Source organism: Halomonas sp. BM-2019, from assembly GCF_017584085.1.
The window spans coordinates 3,828,089-3,830,166 of the sequence record NZ_CP071922.1; the positions used below are offsets into that span (position 1 = coordinate 3,828,089).

Below are 2,078 nucleotides of genomic sequence, written 5' to 3' on the forward strand. Positions count from 1 at the left end.
TTGCCTAAGTCCGACGGGCTGCTAGTCACAAAAAAAGCCCCTGGTTGTAACCGGGGGCTTTTCGTTTAAAACGTTATTTGAGAGCTTACATCTTGCCGCCGTAGATGGCGTGCTTGCCGAGTTCCTCTTCGATGCGCAGCAATTGGTTGTATTTGCAAACGCGGTCGGAACGTGACAATGAGCCAGTCTTGATTTGACCACAGTTGGTGGCAACGGCGATATCCGCGATGGTGGTGTCCTCTGTCTCGCCGGAGCGGTGTGAGAGCACGCTGGTGTATTTGGCTTCCTTGGCCATTTCAACCGCATCAAAGGTCTCGGTAAGCGAGCCGATTTGATTGACCTTAACCAAGATGGAATTGGCCACACCAAGGTCGATGCCCTTTTTGAGGAACTTGGTGTTGGTCACGAACAGGTCGTCACCCACCAACTGTGTGCTACCGCCAATGGCGTCGGTCAGCAGCTTCCAGCCATCCCAGTCGTCCTCGTCGCAACCATCCTCAATCGAGATGATGGGATACTTCTTCTGTAAGTCCTTGTAGTAATCAACGATCTGCGCAGCGGAGCGCTTGGAGCCGTCGGACTTCTTGAAGATGTATTTTTTGGTCTTGGAGTCGTAGAACTCGGAAGCAGCGACGTCGAGTGCGAGGAAGATGTCCTTGCCGAGTTTGTAGCCAGCATCCTTGATGGCGGTGGCAATGACTTCCAGTGCGCCTTCATTGGATGGTAACACGGGCGCGAAGCCACCCTCATCACCAACCGCAGTTGAAAGTCCCTTGCTCTTGAGCACGCTCTTGAGTGCGTGGAAAACCTCGCAACCCATTTGAATGGCATGGCGGAAGGAATCGGCGCCCTTTGGCACAATCATGAATTCCTGAATGTCGATAGGTGCATCGGAGTGTGCACCGCCATTCATGATATTCATCATGGGCACGGGCAAAACCTTGGCGTTGGGTCCACCCAAATACTTGTAAAGCGGCAAGCCCAGGGCATCGGCAGCGGCGTGTGCCGTGGCGAGTGAAACGCCGAGGATGGCATTGGCTCCCAACTTGCTCTTGTTGGGGGTGCCGTCGAGTTCGAGCATGATGTTATCGATGCCGACTTGATCGCAGGCATCGACACCAATCAGTTCTGGCGCGATCAGCTCATCAACATTCTCAACTGCTTTGAGAACGCCTTTGCCGAGGTAGCGTTTTTTCGGTTTGAAATTCTTCGGGAAGGCAGAGGCCGGAAGGCTGCCATCGCGCAGCTCCAGTGCTTCGTTAACGCCGGTGCTGGCGCCGGAGGGCACAGCGGCACGGCCAATGATGCCGGATTCCAGTTCAACATCGACCTCAACGGTCGGGTTGCCCCGGGAATCAATGATCTCGCGTGCGCGGATGTCTGTAATGAGTGTACTCATGATGTGTGTATCGATTTATGGTTCAGTGAAAAAATGGGCTTAGCGGATTTCCGCCAGACGATTTTGCCAAACTTGGGCAAACGGCATGGCATCCAATTGGGCGGCACGACTTTCCAGTTGTGCGCTGTCGCCCTGACTTAGGGCAATAATGGCCAGATGGAAGACGGCTTCGGCGCGAGCGGCTTGCGGCAGGTCGCGATTGTCGGCAATCGCTTTGAGCATGGCTTCCCCCTCGGCAACATCGCCTCCGCGCAGTGCGCTGATGGCGCGTCCCATGTGGGCGCGTCCGGCTAGCGGGCTGTCGCGCAAGGCTTCAATAGCGGCAACCGAGAGAGCGGCAAAGCCACCTTGCGGGGTGTTGCCGCGTCGCTCGACGAATGCCTTGCGTTCATCGAGATCGTCGCCAACCAAGGCAAATTCGTCGCGGACGGCGCGCTCGCGTATATTTTGGAAGGCGACCAAGCCTTGATAGCCGACTACGACCACCAACAATACGACGATAGAGCCAATGATAAAGGCGCGGTTCTCATCCCAATAGATCCGCACGCGGTCCTCAAACGAGAGGCTGGCCGACTCGGCAGCATCAATTAGGTTGCGCTCGTCAACGGACGGGTTTTTACCGGGCTCTGCACCGGTGATAGGATCTTTTACTTTTTTCTTTGCGGGTCTGTGTGCCATG

The 2,078-nt window shown here is 55.5% G+C and carries 2 protein-coding genes; both read right to left on the minus strand.

Features of this window, described 5'->3' with window-relative positions:
• Positions 1-85: 85 nt before the first annotated feature.
• Positions 86-1,399, minus strand: a complete 1,314-nt coding sequence (gene eno / locus J5F18_RS18970; RefSeq protein ID WP_346300073.1) for a phosphopyruvate hydratase — start codon at positions 1,397-1,399, stop codon at positions 86-88.
• Positions 1,400-1,438: 39 nt separating this feature from the next.
• Positions 1,439-2,078, minus strand: a 640-nt coding sequence (locus J5F18_RS18975) for a hypothetical protein (protein WP_346300074.1), incomplete at its 5' end; no start/stop codon positions are given.